This window comes from Flavobacterium sp. (genome assembly GCF_004211145.1).
Classification (GTDB): Bacteria; Bacteroidota; Bacteroidia; order Flavobacteriales; family Flavobacteriaceae; genus Flavobacterium.
The window spans coordinates 62,006-76,919 of the sequence record NZ_SEBS01000013.1; the positions used below are offsets into that span (position 1 = coordinate 62,006).

Sequence of the window (14,914 nt, forward strand, 5' to 3'; positions counted from 1 at the left end):
ACCCTAAACATTTAAAATAGTGTGAGTTGGTTCTGCGGAACCTTTAAATATTTGCTGTTGCTCTCAGCCAAGATCCGACTCTTCACGTGAAAAGCATCGGGTGTGTTGAGCTGGTACAGACTGTCGGCGCATCTCAAAAAATGCTTGGCGCGGTTCCATGCGATTCCGAACTTCTGCAATTGATCCGATCGCAATCGTCCGAATTTTCTTGCCTGCACGATTTTTTTGGCCGAACCGACTCCGATTCCCGGAATGCGTAAGATCATTTTGTAGTCGGCGGTATTCACGTCAACTGGAAAATTTTCCATGTTGCGCAACGCCCAACTCAGTTTAGGGTCTATGTCGACGTCGAGATGCGGATTTTTGGCATTGAGAATTTCGTGCACGTCGAAACCGTAGAATCGCATGAGCCAATCGGTTTGGTACAGCCGGTTTTCGCGAAGAAGCGGCGGCTGGCTTCCGATCATCGGCATGCGTTCGTCATAACTTATCGGGATGTAACCCGAATAATACACGCGTTTCAAATCGAAATTCTTGTAATATTCGTTGGCGCTGTACATGATTTCCATGTCGGTTTCGGGCGTTGCGCCGATCACCATTTGGGTGCTTTGTCCGGCGGGAACGAATTTTGGCGCGCGCGTTATCGTTTTGCGTTCGTCTTTGTAATGCGCGATGCTGTTCTGGATGAACCCAAGAGGTTTCTTGACATCGTCGTGCGATTTTTCAGGGGCGAGCAGTTTCAGTCCGGCTTCGGTCGGCATTTCGAGGTTGATGCTCATGCGGTCGGCGTATAATCCGGCCTCGGTCAATAATTCAGGACTCGCGCCCGGGATCGTCTTTAAATGGATGTAACCGTTGAATTTATGCTCGATGCGGAGCAACTTTACAATGCGAACGAGGCGTTCCATCGTGAAATCGGCGCTCTTAAAGATACCGGAACTTAGGAAAAGTCCTTCAATATAGTTGCGTCGGTAAAAATTCATCGTGAGCTCGACAACCTCTTCTACAGTGAACGCCGCACGTTTTACGTCGTTGCTTTTTCGGGAAACACAGAACGCGCAATCGTAAATGCAATGATTCGTAAGTAAAATTTTAAGAAGTGATACGCAGCGTCCGTCTTCCGTATACGTGTGACAGATTCCTGAAGCGCTGCTGTCGCCGAGACCTTTGTTGTTGTTTTTTCTATTTCCGCCGCTCGATGAGCAGGAAACGTCGTATTTGGCGGCGTCTGCCAATATTGAAAGTTTTTCTCGGATTCTATCGGACATTTGGGGGCATTTTAATAAAAATACGGTAAACCACAGCAATCGTTTTTAAAACAATAGTTAAAATTGCTACTCTTAAAGTTACAATTCGGTTTTATTTGAAGGTGTAATGAAACTAAATTGCAGGTTTATACGTTAATAGTAAATCAAAATGCAAACTGTTACATCATAAGTTGTACATTTGCAACCGCTAAATTTTGCAATTGTTGATTTTATGACAACTTAATGTTAAATACGTCGATTTAAATCGGGTTTGGTAGATTAATGTTGGGATTTGTTTAAAAAATTAATTTATTTGCCGAAAAATTTTGCTAAATAGATTTTTTCTTTACTTTTACGGCCTATGAAATTTGTCCCAAAAGCAGTTTTAACAATAACCTTCGTGGCCGCGGCGTCACTTGCAGCCGCTTTTGTCGGTGGCATATCGCTTGCTGCGCCAAACAATCCGCCACCTCCATCTCCGGATCCGGTTCCGCCCGGACTTCCCATAGATAGTGGTATTCTAATGCTTATTGTTGCTGCCGCTGGCCTTGGAATCTACAAGATATACCAATCTAAATATAGAAAAGCCCCGAGATAATCAGGGCTTTTTCATTTTCTTCTATTGACGCATTCCGTATAATCGGGCGACGTATTTGCCTACGACGTCGAACTCGAGGTTGACTTTTGTGCCTACGTTGAACTCGCTGAAATTCGTATGTTCGAACGTATACGGTATGATTGCGACGCTAAATTCACCGTCTTTTGAATCCACGACCGTCAAGCTCACGCCGTTCACGGTAATGGAACCTTTCTCAATTGTGATGTTGCTGGTTTGGGTATCGTATTGAAATGTGTAGTACCAGCTTCCGTCGTCTTCGCGAATCGACTTGCATGATGCAGTCTGGTCGACGTGACCTTGGACGATATGTCCGTCGAGGCGATCGCCCAGCTTCATGCCGCGTTCCAGATTGATTTCGTCGAACATCTTCCATTCGCCGATATTGGTTTTAAGGATAGTCTCGTGAATGGCGGTAACCGTGTATTCGTCTCCATCGATCGCAACCACCGTAAGGCATATTCCGTTGTGCGAAACACTTTGGTCGATCTTGAGTTCAGCGGCGATCGGGGAGCCGATCGTCACATTTAAATTTTCGCCTTCGCGTACAATATTTCGGACCGTGCCGAGCGTTTCTATGATTCCCGTAAACATTGGTTTTTATTTGCTAAATTTGCGTACAAAATTAAGGAATAAATACCGTTTAGGGCATGACCAAAAAAGCAGAAAACATAATCGTAGGAATATCGATAGGCGACTTGAACGGCATCGGCAGTGAAGTCGTACTCAAAACCTTCGAAGATTCGCGAATGCTTGAGTTGTGCACGCCCGTGATTTTCGCGAACGTGAAGATTTTGTCGTTCGTGAAGAAGACGTTCGAATCGCAATCGATGCTGCACGGAATCGATTCGATCGACCAACTCGTCACCGGGAAAATCAACGTGCTCAACGTGTGGCGCGAACCTGTCGACGTGAATTTCGGGGTAAATGATGAACAGATCGGGAGTTATGCGATCAAATCGTTCACGGCGGCCGTTGCGGCTTTGAAAGAAGGCACGATCGATGTTCTGGTCACGGCTCCGATAAATAAATACAACATACAATCGGACGAATTTAAATTTCCGGGGCATACGGATTATCTCGATAAGGAATTGCCCGGAGACGCGTTGATGTTGATGGTCAAGGATGATTTGCGCGTTGGTTTGTTGACCGACCATGTTCCGGTGACCGACGTCGCGTCGCATTTGACCGAAGCATTGGTCCGACGAAAAATCGAAACGATAAAATTGACATTGACGCGCGATTTCAGCATCAACAAGCCAAAGATCGCCGTGCTCGGACTCAATCCGCATGCGGGCGACAATGGCGTCATCGGCAAAGAAGACGATGCAATCCTGAAACCCGTAATCAAAAAAATGTTCGAATCGGGAACCATGGTTTTCGGGCCGTATCCCGCCGACGGTTTCTTCGGGAGCGGTCAATATGAGAAGTTCGACGCCGTAATCGCCGCCTATCACGATCAGGGATTGGTGCCGTTCAAGACGTTGGCTTTTGGAAAAGGGGTAAATTTCACTGCCGGACTCGATAAGATCAGGACGTCGCCCGACCACGGCACGGCCTACGACATCGCCGGTAAGGGAATTGCCGACCACAGCTCTTTCAGCGAAGCGGTATATCTCGCAATAGACATTTTTCATTCGAGAAATGAGTATAGTGAAATAGCCAAAAACCCGCTGAAAATCAAGGAAAAAAGCCTTGAATCAAAAAAAGGGCATTAAGCCTTTTGTTATTGTAAATATTTTTTATCTTTGCCCACCCGAAATACGGGGCAAATTGTGTGACGATGAAACAGCTGAATGAGTTTTTGATTTCGTTCGCGGGATTAAAATTAGGAAAACACCAATTTGAATATCAGATTGATAAAAAGTTCTTTGACCAATTTGGTTACGACGAGTTTGAAAGTTGCGACATCACGGTAAACGTGGTTTTCGAGAAAAAGAGCACGATGCTCGAACTTCATTTCAAGCACAAAGGCACGGTTCACGTACCTTGCGATACGACAGGCGAGATGTTCGACCTTGCGATCAAAGGCAAAATGAAACTGATCGTGCAGTTTGGGGATTCGTTCAACAACGACAACGAAGAGCTTTTGATTTTGCCGCATGGCGAGCATCAGATCGATATTTCACAGTATGTGTATGAGATGATCGCGTTGTCGGTTCCAATCAAAAGAGTGCATCCCGGAATAAAGGACGGCACTTTGAAATCGGAAGCACTCGATCGATTGAACGAGCTAAAAGTAGCCCACAAAGAAGTCAAGGAAGACAAAAAAGAAGAAAATACCGACCCGCGTTGGGATAAATTAAAGTCACTGTTAGATAAATAAAAGAATAAAATGGCACATCCTAAGAGAAAGGTTTCCAAGACCAGAAGAGACAAGAGAAGAACACACTATAAAGCAACCGTAGCTACGATCGCAACTTGCCCTATTACAGGAGAAGCGCATTTGTACCACAGAGCCTACTGGCATGAAGGTAAAATGTACTACCGAGGCCAGGTTGTCATCGACAAGGCTGAAGCTGTTGCTTAATACGTTGTAATTCAATACAAATGAACTCTCACCTTGTGGGAGTTTTTTTTGTTACCCTGAATTTTAATCGGAAATAACGATTTCGCAAGCCGTTGCGTTCCGATTTTTTTTGTAATTTCAACAACTTTTACGGGGAAATTCCCAAAGAGAAAATTACCGCATCCTATGAATAAAATCACAGCCGCAATCACTGCTGTAGGAGGTTATGTTCCTGACTTCGTACTTTCGAATAAGGTTCTTGAGACCATGGTCGACACAAACGACGAGTGGATCACCAGCCGAACCGGAATCAAGGAGAGAAGAATTTTAAAAGAACCGGGGAAAGGCACATCTTATCTTGCCATCCAAGCCGCTAAAGATTTGATTTCGCGCGGAAATATAAATCCTGCCGAAATCGATATGGTCTTACTGGCCACGACGACTCCCGACATGCCCGTAGCCGCAACCGCGGTTTTCGTAGCGACCCAAATCGGTGCAGTCAATGCATTCGCTTATGATTTACAGGCCGCCTGTTCGAGCTTCCTTTACGGAATGTCGACAGCCGCCGCTTACATCGAAACCGGACGTTATAAAAAAGTACTCGTGATCGGGGCCGACAAAATGTCTTCGATCATCGACTATACCGATCGCGCAACCTGTATCATCTTTGGAGACGGGGCAGGAGCCGCACTTTTCGAACCGAATCACGAAGGTCTTGGTCTTATCGACGAATTTTTGCGTTCCGACGGAATCGGGCGTGAATATTTAAAGATCGACGCGGGCGGATCGTTGCTCCCGGCATCGAAAGAAACCGTGGAAAACGGTCAGCACTATGTATTCCAGGACGGCAAAACCGTTTTCAAATACGCCGTTACGGGAATGGCCGACGTTTCAGAGAAGATCATGGAACGCAACAATCTTTCAAAAGACGACGTGGATTGGCTCATCGCGCACCAGGCGAACAAACGAATCATCGATGCAACTGCCCAGAGAATGGATGTCGATGAGGAGAAAGTCCTTGTGAACATCGAACGCTACGGAAACACGACATCGGGCACATTGCCACTTTTGCTAAGTGATTTCGAACACAAGTTCAAAAAAGGCGACACCTTGATTTTCGCGGCTTTCGGCGGCGGATTCACTTGGGGATCGATTTACCTGAAATGGGCTTACGATAAAAAATAGAAACAACCAAAATACAAAACCATGGATATCAGAGACATTCAAAACCTTATCCGTTTCGTCGCAAAATCAGGAGCGACCGAAGTAAAATTGGAGATGGACGATTTTAAGATTACCATCAAAACCACCAATGAGCCAAGCACGCCTGAGGTAACTTACATCCAACAAGCGCCGGTTCAACAAATGCCACAGGTCGCGGCTCCACAAGCGGTTGCTCCACAGGCAGCGGCGTCGGGAACTACTGCAGCTCCGGCCGCCGACGAAAATTCAAAATACATCACGATCAAGTCGCCGATCATCGGGACTTTCTATCGCAAACCGGCTCCCGACAAACCGATGTATGTCGAGGTCGGAAGCACGATTTCTAAAGGAGATGTTCTTTGCGTGATCGAAGCGATGAAACTTTTCAACGAGATCGAGTCGGAATATTCAGGTAAAATTGTGAAAATCCTTGTGGATGACATGTCGCCTGTAGAATTTGACCAACCGTTATTTTTGGTTGACCCGTCTTAAGTTATTTTGAATGTTGAGTGTTGAATTTTAAATGGTTTCCGTTTGAGATTCGGTACTCAGCATTTTTCATTTAAAACAGATTTGTATGTTTAAGAAGATATTGATAGCAAACAGAGGGGAAATCGCATTGCGCGTGATCCGTACCTGCCGTGAGATGGGAATCAAGACCGTTGCCGTGTATTCTACCGCCGACGCCGACAGCCTTCACGTGAAATTTGCCGACGAGGCCGTTTGTATCGGTCCGCCGCCAAGCGCGCAGTCGTACCTCAAGATGTCGAACATCATCGCAGCCGCCGAAATCACCAACGCCGACGCCATCCATCCAGGTTACGGCTTCCTTAGCGAAAACGCGAAATTCTCAAAAATATGCCAGGAGCACGGCATCAAGTTCATCGGTGCTTCACCTGAAATGATCGACAGGATGGGCGACAAGGCTTCGGCCAAAGCGACCATGAAAGCGGCAGGCGTTCCTTGCGTTCCAGGTTCCGACGGATTGTTGGAGTCGTACGAGGATGCGCTCCGAATCGCACGCGAATCAGGTTTTCCGGTGATGTTGAAGGCTACGGCCGGAGGCGGAGGAAAAGGAATGCGCGCCGTCTGGAAAGAAGACGAGCTTTTGAAGGCTTGGGAAAGTGCGCGTCAGGAAGCTGCTGCGGCTTTCGGGAACGATGGAATGTACATGGAGAAACTCATCGAAGAGCCGCGTCATATCGAAATTCAGGTCGTCGGCGATGCGTATGGGAAAGCGTGTCACTTATCGGAACGCGATTGTTCGGTGCAACGTCGTCACCAAAAGTTGACCGAGGAGACGCCATCGCCATTCATGACCGACGAATTGCGTGAAAAAATGGGATTGGCCGCCGTTCGCGCCGCCGAGTTCATCAAATACGAAGGCGCCGGGACAGTTGAATTCCTTGTCGATAAGAACCGCGATTTCTATTTCATGGAAATGAACACGCGTATCCAGGTCGAGCACCCGATCACGGAGCAGGTAATCGATTACGATTTGATCCGCGAGCAGATTTTGGTTGCGGCCGGTGTGCCGATTTCAGGCAAGAATTACCTTCCGCAATTGCATGCGATCGAATGTCGTATCAACGCCGAGGATCCGTATAACGATTTCCGTCCGTCACCGGGCAAAATCACGACGCTTCACGCGCCGGGCGGTCACGGAGTCCGTCTCGACACGCACGTCTACGCAGGTTACACGATCCCGCCGAATTACGATTCGATGATCGCCAAGTTGATTACGACGGCGCAAACGCGTCAGGAAGCGATCAACAAGATGAAACGCGCGCTTGACGAGTTCGTCATCGAAGGCATCAAAACGACGATTCCGTTTCACCGTCAGTTGATGGATGAACCGGCTTATGTCGAAGGAAATTACACTACGAAATTCATGGAGTCGTTTAAGATGAACGATCCCGAATAATCGGAATAAAATACCTTGAAACCCGTCTATATGGCGGGTTTTTTATTGCTCCTGGGCGATAGTGAAAAACGAATCCTCCCGATTTCCGAGCAATCCCGCACTAAATAAGTCCGTGTAGATGATAAACGTGATATTGTCGTTGACGGTGAGTTTCTGGAGAGTGTGAACTTGGCGTATCGGTGGCGTGACCGCTGCACCGACGATGGAAAGATTAGCGAACCCCGATCGCGCTACGACGACGCCGTTCTTTACGATCGCCACCCCGAAATTACTCGCTACGGCCAACGCGGCAGTTGATTTTATCTGGACGTCTATGCTGTATATTCCCGCTGCCCTTGCGGTGAACGTCGCGGTTGACGGCGTGTACTCGCTGTTCTCGTCGAAATCCTCGTAATTGAACGGAATCTTCACAGAACCCGCGGTAACGGTCAAAGGTTGATCGGTCGCCGAACTGAAACCGCCTTTCACGTAGGATTTGAGATGGCTCGTGACGACAGCTTTCGACGTCGTGTTCTGCAAAACCCCGGTCGCGTCCGAGACTACTACACGCGTTCGGGCGGTCGTTTCGTCGGTCGTTGAGGTCAGTGTTCGCACTCGTGTATCTCCATTCACGTCGAGCATCGAGGTCGGGCTTGTCGTATTGACACCGACCTGAGCCATCCCTGACAACGAAGTCATGAACAGCCAGAGAATAAGCGTTCTCATAGCGTATAGATTTAGGTATCATAAAGTTACACCTAAATTTAAATAATCGCACAATGAGAACTTAATTATGCAAAATAATTGTGTAATCGTAAAAAAAATGGCTTCGAGCGATTTACCCGAAGCCATTTCAAAAATTTGTCTTTGCCGTTTAAAGCGTTTCCTTGAGCCATTTGAAGAACTCACGTTGCCAAACCATGGCGTTCTGAGGTTGCAACACCCAGTGATTTTCCTCAGGGAAATACAGGAAACGGCTTTTGATCCCGAGCAACTGCGCGGCTTGGAACGCTTCCTGACCTTGTCCGATCGGAACGCGGTAATCGATTCCACCTTGGATGATCAAGATCGGCGTGTTCCATTTGCTCACGCTGTTGATGGGATTGAACTGTCCGTATGTTTTTTGTGCGACCGCGTTGTCTTTTTCCCAATACGCGCCGCCCGAATCCCAATGATTGAAGAAAACTTCCTCGGTCGTGCCGTACATCGACTGTAAGTTGAAGACGCCATCATGCGCGATGAACGTCTTGAAACGCTTTTCGTGTATTCCCGCGAGATAGAACACCGAATAGCCGCCATAGCTCGCTCCGACAGCGCCTAAACGCGATTTATCGACATATTTCTCTTTTGAAACGTCATCGATCGCCGACAAATAATCGTCCATGACCTGTCCGCCCCAATCTTTGGAGATTTTTTCGTTCCATTCCACGCCGTGCCCGGGCATTCCGCGTCGGTTCGGGGCGACGACGATATAACCTTGGGCGGCCATCAACTGGAAGTTCCATCGGAAAGAATAGAACTGCGACAACGCCGATTGCGGTCCGCCCTGGCAATACAATAACGTCGGATATTTCTTGTTCGCGTCGAAATTCGGCGGCAAAATCACCCAAACGACCATATTTTTGCCGTCGGTTGTCTTGACGATGCGCTTTTCGACTTTGCTCAAGGCCAGTTTATCGTACGTCGCTTTGTTGGCAAACGTAAGCTGTTTCCATGTTTTCTTTTTGAGATCGTACGAATACAATTCCGCGGCGTGGTTCATGTCGGTGCGGCTCACGATTGCCGTATTGCCCGTAATGTCGACGATTCCCGCGACGTCGAATTGTCCGTCTGTGAGTTGCGTGACGGTGACCGCAATCTTGGTCAGTCCCGGGAAATTAACTTCGAAAAGTTGTTTCGTTCCGCCGACTGCCGCCGTGAAGTAGATTTTCTTCCCGTCTTTCGCCCACGTGAAATCGTCGACCGTTCCATCCCAATTCGCCGTGAGGTTCATGTTCATGCCGCGGAAACTCACGATGATGTCGTTCTTGTCGGCTTCATAACCGTCGCGCTTCATCTGCAACCACGTCAAATCGCCGCTCGGGGAGAATTTCGGATGCGTGTCGTAACCCAAATTCGCTTCGGTGCGGTTCGTGGTTTTTCCGGTCGCGATGTCGTACTGGTAAATATCGGTGTTCGTGCTTTTCGCGTATTCGGTGCCCGATTTTTTCTTGGCGACATAAACGATGCTTTTCCCGTCAGGCGACCAGGCGTAATCTTCATCGCCACCGAAAGGTTTCTGGGGCGAATCGAACGGCTCGTCCTTCAACAGATCCGTGCCTTTGCTGCCTTCCTTGTTGTCTCGGAAAAACACATGGTTGTACGAACCCGTATTCCATTTGTCCCAATGTCGGTAGTCGAGGCCGTCGTAGATCTGCACGTCCGATTTTTGAAGTTCGGGATAAAAATCCTTGCCTTCGACTTTGGCGAGTTTCACTTCTTCGTCGTAAACAAGATATTTTCCGTCGGGCGAGACATTCTTGTCGTTTAGCAACGATTTGTAGTCACTGATTTCGACAGGATTTCCGCCCGCAACGGGAACCGTAAAATATTTCGAACTCGATTTGTTTTCCTCGACCGACGGAGTCGAGACTTTATACACGATGTTTTTTCCGTCTTTCGAAACGCCGAGTCCGGTCACGCGACCCAGTTTCCAAAGCAATTCGGGCGTCATGACGTTTTGGGCTTTGACAGCGGTCATACTCAATAAAATAAAGGTTAAGCAAGCTATTTTTCTCATATTGGCAGTGTTGAAATGCGGCCTAAAAGTACGGATTAAAAACAAAAAAAGCTGCCCATTGCGAGCAGCTTTCAAAATTGAGTTGAGCGGATTTACTGTTTGATGAAGCGTTTCACCTGCGTTTGTTCGCCCGATGTGATCTCGAGCAAATACGTGCCCGCTTTCAACGTATCGACCTGAACTGATCCGTTCGAAATTTTTCCTTTTCCGACTTGCTGCCCAAGCGTGTTCACGATTCGGAACGTCGCGTTGTCGTCGACATTCGAGATGAAAAGTTCGCTGCCTTGAACCGGATTCGGATATACGGTGTAAGAAATCTGCGGTTGCGATTCGTCCATTCTGCCCGATGAAACGATGTTCACGGTGTAATCTTCGACCTGTCCGTAAGAGAAAGTCTCGCACGAAGTCGGAACTCCGTTGTATTTCATGGAAACGCGCATTCTCGTCGCGCCGTTCAACGCCGAAGCCGGAATCGTGATCGAACCTGAAACCGGAGTCGTCTTGGAAGCGGTTTTCGTCCAAACGGTCTCACCTGAATCAGCGAAATCGCCGTCCTGGTTGTAATCGATGAATACCGCGTAACCTTCGTTGTAAATCGTGCTCGTCCATTGCGGTGTGATCGTAATCGTGTACGCCGAACCTTTCGTTACGTTCGTTGAAAGCGCCGTAAAGTTCGTGTAACCCGTTCCGCCGGTAGAGGTATTGTTGATGGTTCCGAAAACAACTTTCCCGATTTTTTCATCGGCGACGCTATTTCCTTGAGACGTGCAATATGTTACCGATGATGAAAGTGTCGTCACCGAAACCGTATTTGAATTTACCGATTGATTTCCGGCAGCATCTTTCGCAAATACGTAGAACGTGTAGGTCGTTGCGGCCGTCAAGCCTGTAACCGAATACGAAGTCGTTGTCGATGAAGCGAGGAAAGCTCCGTTTCTGTACACATCATAACCTGTTACGCCGACGTTATCGGTCGAAGCCGTCCAAGACAAATTCGTAGTCGTTTGCGTAGTTCCCGAAGCAGACAACGTCGGAGCCGATGGAGCCGTCGTATCTGTCGTCGGAGCCAAAGTCGTCACCGAAACCGTGTTCGAGTTCGCCGATTGGTTGCCCGCCGCGTCCTTCGCTTTTACATAAAAAGTGTACGTCGTCGAAGCTGTCAAGCCAGTCACGGCAAGTGAAGTCGTAGTCGATGAAGCCAAGAAGGCGCCGTTTCTGTAAACATCATATCCAGTTACCGCGACATTGTCAGTCGAAGTGGTCCAAGACAAGTTCGTCGTAGACTGCGTCGTTGCTGAAGCTGATAGCGTCGGAGTCGATGGCGCTGTCGTGTCGCTCGTTCCGCCCGTAATCGTAAAATTCGCGTTCGACATATCGAAGAAAATATGGTTCGTTCCTTTCACCATGATGCGGTTTTGCGTGCCCGGCGTATTTGGAATCGTTACGGCTTGCGTTCCGTCGTTTGGCGTTGCGGCCAAGAGTGTGATCGGGAACGTGTTTCCGCCATCGGTTGAAAGCAAGATGTCGACGTTCGCGCAGTTCACACCGTTCGCAGTGGTTCCGGCAACTGCCCAAGTTACGGTCTGGCTCGATCCGCCGACGTACGAAACCGCCGTGTTCGGAACACTGACCGCAAAAGGTCCTGCAGTCGCGTTGACCGTTACGACCATGTCGTCGGAATTGTTTGCCGCGAGCGAACCTTGATTGTCGCGCACTGTAAATCTAAAGTTTAACGTTCTGGCTACCGTCGGAACGGCTTCCCAAGTCCAAGCGGTCGCGCCTGTTTTCACGGTTTCCAAACGCGGGAACATACGTGAAGTGCTTGTCGTCGGAGAATACGATCTAAAGTTCGGGCCGCCCGTTTTTGTCGCGGTCGGCATCGAATTCGTAGTCGTGCGTTGGTTCATTTGCTCCCAGCAATACGTGAGTGCGCCGCCATTTGCGTCCGAACCTGAACCGTTCAGGATGAAAGGCGTTCCTTTTGGAACCGTATAATCGGCGCCCGCATTTGCAGTTGGGATCGCGTTGCCTGTAACCGTAGTGGTTTGGCAGGTCGTGGTTTTTACGTAGTTCGTAATTTGTTGGATGGAAACCGCGTGGAAATATGCGTCAGAGTGCGCCTGAACGTCGGTAGAACCTGTAATTCCCGCATAACCCATGATCGTAGATCCTGATCCCGGCTCACACTGCGCGATCGTTCCTTCGTTGCTCATTGAGAACGTGTGATTCCCTCCAAATTGATGCCCGATTTCGTGGGCGACATAATCGATGTCGAAGTTGTCACCCGATGGAATCCCGTCAGCCGGGGATGTATAGCCTGAACCTTTTCCAAGCGGAACGGACGTCGTCGGATTTTTACAGACGCAACCGATACAGCCAGCATTTCCACCGCCTCCGGTCGCCCCGAACAAATGCCCTATGTCATAATTCGCGCTTCCGATCGTATTGGTCAACGTCGTCTGTAATTCCTGGTTCCACGCGCCGCCGGCTCCGGTTGAAGCATTCGAATATGGATCGGTCGACGCCGAGGTATAAATCACGGCATCGGTGTTTGAAATGAGGTTCATGTGAATGCCCAAATCGGTTTCGAAAACACCATTCACGCGCGTCATGGAATTGTTGATCGCGGCGAGGGCGAGGGCTTTCGTTCCTCCGAAATACGCGGTATATTCACCCGTGACCGACATTGCGAGACGGTAATTGCGCAGGTTTCCGTCGTCGGCGTTCGGGCGAAGCATGCTCGCGTCAAGGTCTTTCGTGGCCTCGGCGATCACGTTGCAGTCCCATTGCGTGAGCGTCGCCACCTTGTCGCTTTTGCGGTAGACGGTGTAAACGCTTTGGTCGGTCGTATATGGTTCGATGAAAACCGCCGACTTGTCGGGATTGATCGTCATCGACTGCAAACCTAGAGGAGAAATCGAAAAATATACGGTTGCGCCGGCGTGGTCAAGGCTTTTGCCCGTGTAGGATTTGATTTCAGGATAGCGGGCTGCGAGTTCCGGATCCATGTTCGAGAATTCGGTCACGCGGAAACGCTCGAAATTTCCGTCGGGATTCGGCAGTGAAACGATCACGCCGTTGCTTCCCGAGAAACGTTTCGGAGCCTGAGAGACCGCCTGTTTCAACTGGTCAGTGTTGAGTTCGAACAATCTTGGGTTTGTTAGGGATGTCTTGTTGCCCACGATTTGCAAATCGGGGTCTTGGATGGTCGGTTTCCAGGCTTGTCTTCCCTGTTGGGCGAACGAAAACCCGGTCATTGCCAACAAGGCAATAGAGAGTAATCTGTACTTCATAAATTGTAATTTGGGTTAATAGTGATTTAGTTTGAATCAAATATAATAGGATTACGCTAACGTTGGTCGATAAATTTGGGAAATAGTTAACAAATCGATAAAATAGCAATTTGATGTTTAAGTAGTTTGTAATTCATTTCTTAAAATTCAAGAAATATGAGTTCGCCGATGCGATGAAATCACGCGTGAAAAAACTTTGGCGAAATGATTCCCGTTCGCGTCCGATGCTTTATTTTTATGAAAAAATTGAAATGGAACTGAGTTACTGGGAACTCAAAAACTGGTTTTCGAATGTCGATTTTACGATCGTCGGCAGCGGAATCGTCGGGCTTCATGCGGCTTTGCGTTTGCGAGAGCGTTTTCCCGAATCAAAAATCCTCGTTCTTGAAAAAGGAGCGTTGCCTCAGGGCGCGAGTACGAAAAACGCTGGTTTTGCATGCTTCGGGAGTTTGTCGGAAATCATCGACGACCTTTCGACGCATTCCGAGGAAGAAGTTGTCGCTCTCGTCAAGAAACGATGGGAAGGTTTGCAATTGCTCCGGAAACGTCTCGGCGATCAGGCGATTGATTTCAAACCGTACGGCGGCTATGAATTGTTTTTGAAAGACGACGAAGTGCTGTTCCAAGATTGTTTGCAGAAACTCCCATTTATAAATGACATTCTGCGTCCGATGTTCAAGGCCGATGTTTTTTCGAGGGAAGTCGATCGGTTCGGGTTCGGAAACATCCACGACTACGTTATTTTCAATCCGTTCGAGGCCCAGATCGACACGGGAAATATGATGCAGGCGTTACTCAAGCAGGCGGTCGCAAATGATATTTTGATTTTGAACCGAATTGAAGTAACCGCCTTTTCAGACATCGGATCCCAGGTCGAAGTCAGTCTGGACGATTTCACGTTCAAAACGACAAAATTGCTTTTTGCCACAAACGGATTCGCAGGACAACTTACCGATAATGCCGTGAAACCCGCACGCGCGCAGGTCTTGATCACTAAGCCGATCGCCGATCTCGACATCAAAGGCACGTTTCATTTTGACAAAGGCTATTATTATTTCAGGAATATAGGCGACAGGATTTTGTTCGGCGGTGCGCGCAACCTCGATTTCGAAACCGAGGCCACGACGCGATTTGGTAACACCGAAATCGTCCAACAGCGTTTGGAACAACTACTAAAAGACGTAATTTTACCGGGACGCGATTTCGAGATCGAGCATCGCTGGAGCGGAATAATGGGAATAGGAACGAGCAAGAACCCGATCGTGGAAGCGCTTTCGGCCAATGTATTTTGCGGCGTCAGGCTCGGTGGAATGGGCGTTGCCATTGGCAGTCTCGTGGGTCAGGAACTCGCCGATTTAGTTTAA

The 14,914-nt window shown here is 48.4% G+C and carries 14 protein-coding genes; 8 read left to right on the plus strand and 6 right to left on the minus strand.

Going from position 1 to position 14,914, the window contains the following annotated elements; all coding sequences use genetic code 11:
• Window positions 1–11: 11 nt before the first annotated feature.
• Window positions 12–1,268, minus strand: a complete 1,257-nt coding sequence (locus EOO50_RS08260) for a putative DNA modification/repair radical SAM protein (protein ID WP_290839178.1) — start codon at window positions 1,266–1,268, stop codon at window positions 12–14.
• A gap of 288 nt (window positions 1,269–1,556) precedes the next feature.
• On the minus strand, window positions 1,557–1,754 hold the full coding sequence (locus tag EOO50_RS08265; protein ID WP_290839179.1) for a hypothetical protein: 198 nt from the start codon (window positions 1,752–1,754) through the stop codon (window positions 1,557–1,559).
• A 16-nt stretch (window positions 1,755–1,770) separates the two neighbouring features.
• Between EOO50_RS08265 and EOO50_RS17705 the strand changes: the two genes are divergently transcribed.
• Complete coding sequence (locus tag EOO50_RS17705; protein WP_363331728.1) at window positions 1,771–1,845, plus strand: hypothetical protein; 75 nt, start codon at window positions 1,771–1,773, stop codon at window positions 1,843–1,845.
• Window positions 1,846–1,866: 21 nt separating this feature from the next.
• Here EOO50_RS17705 and EOO50_RS08270 read toward each other — a convergent pair whose 3' ends face one another.
• On the minus strand, window positions 1,867–2,457 hold the full coding sequence (locus EOO50_RS08270; RefSeq protein WP_290839180.1) for a riboflavin synthase: 591 nt from the start codon (window positions 2,455–2,457) through the stop codon (window positions 1,867–1,869).
• Between the two features lie 56 nt (window positions 2,458–2,513).
• Here EOO50_RS08270 and pdxA point away from each other — a divergent pair, with 56 nt between their 5' ends.
• The 6 genes from pdxA (at window position 2,514) to accC (ending at window position 7,499) form a co-directional block, all read left to right on the plus strand.
• Window positions 2,514–3,581, plus strand: coding sequence for a 4-hydroxythreonine-4-phosphate dehydrogenase PdxA (gene pdxA / locus EOO50_RS08275; RefSeq protein ID WP_290839182.1), 1,068 nt, complete (start codon window positions 2,514–2,516; stop codon window positions 3,579–3,581).
• A 65-nt stretch (window positions 3,582–3,646) separates the two neighbouring features.
• The gene (locus EOO50_RS08280; protein WP_290839183.1) at window positions 3,647–4,189 is read left to right on the plus strand and encodes a DUF177 domain-containing protein; all 543 of its coding nucleotides are present in this window, start codon (window positions 3,647–3,649) and stop codon (window positions 4,187–4,189) included.
• 9 nt (window positions 4,190–4,198) lie between these two features.
• Entirely contained in the window at window positions 4,199–4,393 is a 195-nt protein-coding gene (gene rpmF / locus EOO50_RS08285) for a 50S ribosomal protein L32 (RefSeq protein ID WP_290839184.1), read from the plus strand.
• 165 nt (window positions 4,394–4,558) lie between these two features.
• Window positions 4,559–5,557, plus strand: coding sequence for a beta-ketoacyl-ACP synthase III (locus tag EOO50_RS08290; protein ID WP_290839185.1), 999 nt, complete (start codon window positions 4,559–4,561; stop codon window positions 5,555–5,557).
• A 21-nt stretch (window positions 5,558–5,578) separates the two neighbouring features.
• Window positions 5,579–6,067 (plus strand): acetyl-CoA carboxylase biotin carboxyl carrier protein, encoded by a 489-nt coding sequence (gene accB / locus EOO50_RS08295; RefSeq protein WP_290839186.1) that lies wholly within the window; start codon window positions 5,579–5,581, stop codon window positions 6,065–6,067.
• Between the two features lie 85 nt (window positions 6,068–6,152).
• Window positions 6,153–7,499: an acetyl-CoA carboxylase biotin carboxylase subunit gene (gene accC / locus EOO50_RS08300; protein WP_290839188.1), complete on the plus strand. Its 1,347-nt coding sequence runs from the start codon at window positions 6,153–6,155 to the stop codon at window positions 7,497–7,499.
• A gap of 42 nt (window positions 7,500–7,541) precedes the next feature.
• On the opposite strand, the gene EOO50_RS08305 is transcribed toward accC, so the two are convergent.
• The 3 genes from EOO50_RS08305 to EOO50_RS08315 all read right to left on the minus strand — a co-directional run bounded on the left by EOO50_RS08305 (window position 7,542) and on the right by EOO50_RS08315 (window position 13,550).
• A complete protein-coding gene (locus tag EOO50_RS08305; protein ID WP_290839189.1) occupies window positions 7,542–8,204 on the minus strand; it encodes a hypothetical protein in 663 nt (220 codons plus the stop codon).
• 148 nt (window positions 8,205–8,352) lie between these two features.
• The gene (locus tag EOO50_RS08310) at window positions 8,353–10,257 is read right to left on the minus strand and encodes a S9 family peptidase (protein ID WP_290839190.1); all 1,905 of its coding nucleotides are present in this window, start codon (window positions 10,255–10,257) and stop codon (window positions 8,353–8,355) included.
• Window positions 10,258–10,349: 92 nt separating this feature from the next.
• The gene (locus EOO50_RS08315) at window positions 10,350–13,550 is read right to left on the minus strand and encodes a reprolysin-like metallopeptidase (protein WP_290839191.1); all 3,201 of its coding nucleotides are present in this window, start codon (window positions 13,548–13,550) and stop codon (window positions 10,350–10,352) included.
• Between the two features lie 251 nt (window positions 13,551–13,801).
• Between EOO50_RS08315 and EOO50_RS08320 the strand changes: the two genes are divergently transcribed.
• Window positions 13,802–14,914: an FAD-dependent oxidoreductase gene (locus EOO50_RS08320; RefSeq protein WP_290839192.1), complete on the plus strand. Its 1,113-nt coding sequence runs from the start codon at window positions 13,802–13,804 to the stop codon at window positions 14,912–14,914.

Bases quoted from the DNA above. Each gene is read 5' to 3' on its own strand.
- EOO50_RS08260 (WP_290839178.1), bottom strand. From the start codon at position 1,268: ATGTCCGATAGAATCCGAGAAAAACTTTCAATATTGGCAGACGCCGCC.
- EOO50_RS08265 (WP_290839179.1), bottom strand. From the start codon at position 1,754: ATGGGAAGTCCGGGCGGAACCGGATCCGGAGATGGAGGTGGCGGATTG.
- EOO50_RS08270 (WP_290839180.1), bottom strand. From the start codon at position 2,457: ATGTTTACGGGAATCATAGAAACGCTCGGCACGGTCCGAAATATTGTA.
- pdxA (WP_290839182.1), top strand. From the start codon at position 2,514: ATGACCAAAAAAGCAGAAAACATAATCGTAGGAATATCGATAGGCGAC.
- EOO50_RS08280 (WP_290839183.1), top strand. From the start codon at position 3,647: ATGAAACAGCTGAATGAGTTTTTGATTTCGTTCGCGGGATTAAAATTA.
- rpmF (WP_290839184.1), top strand. From the start codon at position 4,199: ATGGCACATCCTAAGAGAAAGGTTTCCAAGACCAGAAGAGACAAGAGA.
- EOO50_RS08290 (WP_290839185.1), top strand. From the start codon at position 4,559: ATGAATAAAATCACAGCCGCAATCACTGCTGTAGGAGGTTATGTTCCT.
- accB (WP_290839186.1), top strand. From the start codon at position 5,579: ATGGATATCAGAGACATTCAAAACCTTATCCGTTTCGTCGCAAAATCA.
- accC (WP_290839188.1), top strand. From the start codon at position 6,153: ATGTTTAAGAAGATATTGATAGCAAACAGAGGGGAAATCGCATTGCGC.
- EOO50_RS08305 (WP_290839189.1), bottom strand. From the start codon at position 8,204: ATGAGAACGCTTATTCTCTGGCTGTTCATGACTTCGTTGTCAGGGATG.
- EOO50_RS08310 (WP_290839190.1), bottom strand. From the start codon at position 10,257: ATGAGAAAAATAGCTTGCTTAACCTTTATTTTATTGAGTATGACCGCT.
- EOO50_RS08315 (WP_290839191.1), bottom strand. From the start codon at position 13,550: ATGAAGTACAGATTACTCTCTATTGCCTTGTTGGCAATGACCGGGTTT.
- EOO50_RS08320 (WP_290839192.1), top strand. From the start codon at position 13,802: ATGGAACTGAGTTACTGGGAACTCAAAAACTGGTTTTCGAATGTCGAT.